The organism is Microbacterium sp. HMWF026, from assembly GCF_003061325.1.
GTDB lineage: Bacteria > Actinomycetota > Actinomycetes > Actinomycetales > Microbacteriaceae > Microbacterium > Microbacterium testaceum_E.
The window spans coordinates 1-3,932 of sequence record NZ_QAJB01000149.1 but is presented as its reverse complement, the minus strand read 5'-3'; the positions used below and the strand labels follow the sequence as shown (position 1 = coordinate 3,932).

General features: G+C 71.8%; 3 protein-coding genes. 2 read left to right on the top strand and 1 reads right to left on the bottom strand.

What is annotated here, in order from left to right; translation table 11 throughout:
- The coding region (locus DBR36_RS06460; protein ID WP_146185255.1) for an AMP-binding protein at nt 1-953 on the bottom strand (953 nt) is incomplete at its 3' end.
- Nucleotides 954-1,179: 226 nt separating this feature from the next.
- On the opposite strand from DBR36_RS06460, the gene DBR36_RS06455 reads away from it, so the two are divergent.
- A complete protein-coding gene (locus tag DBR36_RS06455; RefSeq protein ID WP_308810942.1) occupies nt 1,180-2,310 on the top strand; it encodes an acyltransferase in 1,131 nt (376 codons plus the stop codon).
- A gap of 58 nt (nt 2,311-2,368) precedes the next feature.
- Entirely contained in the window at nt 2,369-3,856 is a 1,488-nt protein-coding gene (locus tag DBR36_RS06450; RefSeq protein WP_258222597.1) for an SDR family oxidoreductase, read from the top strand.
- Nucleotides 3,857-3,932: the final 76 nt, after the last annotated feature.

Below are 3,932 nucleotides of genomic sequence, written 5' to 3'. Positions count from 1 at the left end.
TCCCGCCGCTCCGCCACCCGACCGGCGGTGATCGCCGTGGCTCGGGCGCGATCCCACACGCGCGTCAGGCCCTTCGCGGTGGCCTTGTCGCCCGCCGCGGCCTGGATCTTCTGCAGCACCCGCGGCACGACGACGAGGAACGTCGGCCGGAGTACCGCGAGCGTCGGCACGACCCGCGCGGGGTCGGCAAGGTGCGCGATACGCATGCCGCTGGCGATGCAGATCAGCTGCAGGCCCCGCGCGAGCACGTGCGCGAGCGGCAGGAAGATGATCGTGTTGCCGCCGGCGTGCACCACCTCGCGATAGGCCGCGGCGATGTTGAGCACCTGCCCCAGGAAGTTCGCGTGCGTCAGCACGGCCCCCTTCGGCTCGCCCGTCGTGCCCGAGGTGTACACGATCGTCGCGGGGTCGTCGTGCCCGGCGCGCGTGCGGCGGTACTCGAGCTCGTCGTCGGACACCCCCCGACCCCGCGCGACCAGGTCGTCGAGAGAGGGGATGCCGCTCCCGGCATCCATCAGCCAGATTCCGAGGGCGTCGGTCAGCGCCGCCCGCAGCAGCTCGCCGTGCGCGGCGGATCCGCCGATCGCCAGGCGCACGCCCGCGTCGGCGGCGATCGCGACGACCTGCGACGCCGACGAGGTCTCGTACACGGGCACGACCACGCCGCCCGCGAACCACGTCGCCAGGTCGGCGACGGCCCACTCGTAGCGGGTGGGTGCCATGATCGCGACGGCCTCGCCCGCCGCCAGCCCCGCGGCGACCATGCCCTTCGCCAGGGCCCGCACCTCGGCGAGGAACGCCGCGGTGCTGATCGGCCGCCACTCGTCACCGGATGCCGGCGGCACCTCGAACGCGACGTGCGCGGGGGCCTCGGCCGCGCGCCGCACGAGCAGGTCGGTGACGTTCGCGTACGCGTCGAGAGACGCCAGAGCGGGGGTGTGCGACTCGCGCATCGGGTCCTCCCGGGATCAACCTGCGGCGCTGCGGACAGACGCCGTGGTGCGGGCGATCGCACCAATGTGAGTGTTCGGAGAGGGCGGCGGATCGGATGGGCGCCGCGCCGTCAACCCCCTGGCCATGTTGAGGTTGCGCTCAAGGAGGGCCGGTACCGTCTGATCCGGTTCGCCGCGAGGCGCCCCTTCGGGCGCCCACCGCGCAGCTCGAGAGGAGGCGGGGACCATCAGCACGACACTGGCCCGCCCCGCCGCGGGAACGGCATCCGCTCCCCGTCCGGCTCTGCGCAACCTGCCGTCGCTCACGGGGCTCCGCTGGGCCACGGCGATGCTGATCTTCGGGCACCACCTGATGGCGGTGAACTACTTCGGCGGGAACGCCGGAGTCGCGTGGGGCGTGCTGTTCGAAGCCGGCAAGACCGGCGTCACGCTCTTCTTCATCCTCTCGGGCTTCGTCCTCGCCTGGGGGTACAAGCCGCAGCAGTCCGCCGGTTCGTTCTGGTGGCACCGCGTGGCCCGCATCTACCCCCTGCACGTCGTGGGCGTGGGACTCGCCCTGGTCGCCGCCGCCACCCTGATCCCCGAGATCCACACCGACGGCGCAGTACCCCTCGCCGCCAACCTGCTGCTGGTCAACGGGTGGGTGCCCGACTGGTGGCAGGCGGGTAACCCCGCCAGCTGGTCGCTCGTGTGCGAGGCGTTCTTCTATCTCGCGTTCCCGTTCCTCATCCGCCCGCTCGTCCGGCTGTCGACCCGCGGACAGGTCATCGTCGTCGCGGTCGCCCTCGCGCTGGTGGCGCTGGCCCCGCAGATCGCCGCCTTCGCCCCGGGCGTGCTGTCGTCGGCATCCACCCCCCTCCTGCGCCTGCCCGAGTTCGTGATCGGCATGAGCCTCGCGCTGCTCGTCAAGAGCGGGGAGTGGATGCCGCTGCGCCTGCGCTTCGCGGTACCCCTCGCCGTCGCCGGATACGCGTTGTCCGAAGCGCCCACCCTGCCCGGCACCGACGTGCACCTGGGCCTGGCCGCGACCGTCGGCTTCTTCGCGCTGCTGGTCGCCTCTCTCGCCGCGGCCGACGCGCACCGCGGTTCCACCTTCCTCGCCCGTCCGCTCTGGCAGGAGCTCGGACGCGTGTCGTTCGCCTTCTACCTCGTGCACCTGCTCGTCATCGCCTCGGTGTCGTCGGCCTGGCCCGACGGGCACCCCGAACTGCCGTGGCGTCAGGCCGTGCCGCTCGCGCTCGCCGCGTTCGGCATCGCGCTCGCGATCGCGTGGGTGCTGCATCGGACGGTCGAGGTGCCGGCGCAGCGGTGGCTGCTGCGGTTCGACCCGGCGCGGCGGGCGACCGTCGGCGGCTGACGGCCCCGCGACACGCCCGGCCCACCGGGCGTTCAGCAAGGCCCCGATACACTGCCCCGTGCCCGAAACACTGCTGAGCCCCGACCGCGATGCCGCGCGGTCGACCACCATCGACCCGCTCGAGCTCGAGATCGCGCTGCGCGTCATCGACGCCGCCTCCTCGCTCGACCACGACGACCCCGCCTACATCGCCTTGCGCCGCCAGACCGGCAAGCTCTACAAGGACGTCAAGCGGCAGTCGCGCAAAGAGAAGCGTCAGCGCATCGCCGAGGCGGACCGCGCCGTCGTCGCCGCCACCGCCACCGGCGCCGCCGACCGCATCGACGACGAGACCCGCGGCATCCCGCTGCAGGCCCGCACCGCCATGCCGTTCGCCGGAGAGCTGATCAAGGCGCGCGCCTGCTATATCTGCAAAGAGGATTACACCCTCGTCGACGCGTTCTACCACCAGCTGTGCCCCGACTGCGCGTCGATGAGCCACGAGAAGCGCGACGCCCGCACCGACCTGACCGGCAAGCGCGCCCTGCTTACGGGCGGTCGCGCCAAGATCGGCATGTACATCGCGCTGCGGCTGCTGCGCGACGGCGCCCACACCACCATCACCACGCGCTTCCCCCGTGACGCGGTGCGCCGCTTCTCGTCGCTCCCCGACAGCGCCGACTGGCTGCACCGCCTCAAGGTCGTGGGCATCGACCTGCGCGATCCGGCGCAGGTGATCGGGCTCACCGACTCCGTGGCATCCGAGGGTCCTCTCGACATCCTGATCAACAACGCCGCGCAGACCGTCCGGCGCTCGCCCGGGGCGTACAAACCCCTGGTGGATGCCGAACTCGAACCGCTGCCGGACGGGCCGCTGCCCGAGCTCGTCACCTTCGGGCACACCAACGACGCCCACCCGCTCGCCCTGGCGCAGTCGGTGTCGGCGCACCCGATCCTCGCGTCGGCGGCGCGCACCGCGGACGAACTGACCGCCGAGGCCATGGCCGCCGGCTCGTCGTCGCTCGAGCGCCTGATGGCCGGGACGGCGATCGACGCGGGCGGACTCATCCCCGACGAGGACCGCATCAACAGCTGGACCCAGCACGTCGACCAGGTCGAACCCCTCGAGATGCTCGAGGTGCAGCTGGCGAACATGACCGCGCCGTTCCTGCTCGTCAGCCGCCTGCGGCCCGCGATGGCGGCATCCACGGCGAAGCGGAAGTACATCGTCAACGTCTCGGCGATGGAGGGCGTGTTCGGTCGCGGCTACAAGGGCCCCGGTCACCCGCACACCAACATGGCCAAAGCTGCGCTGAACATGCTCACGCGCACGAGCGCGCGCGAGATGTTCGAGTCCGACGGCATCCTGATGACCGCCGTCGACACCGGCTGGATCACCGACGAGCGCCCGCACTTCACCAAGGTGCGTCTGGCCGAAGAGGGCTTCCACGCCCCGCTCGACCTCGTCGACGGCGCCGCTCGCGTGTACGACCCGATCGTGCGCGGCGAGGCCGGCGAGGACCTGTTCGGCATCTTCTTGAAGGACTACCGCAAGAGCTCGTGGTGAGCCCTCGGCCCGTCTTCGCGCGGTGAGTGTCCACGACACGCCGCATCGGCCGGAGTCGGCGCGGCGTGTTCTGGAC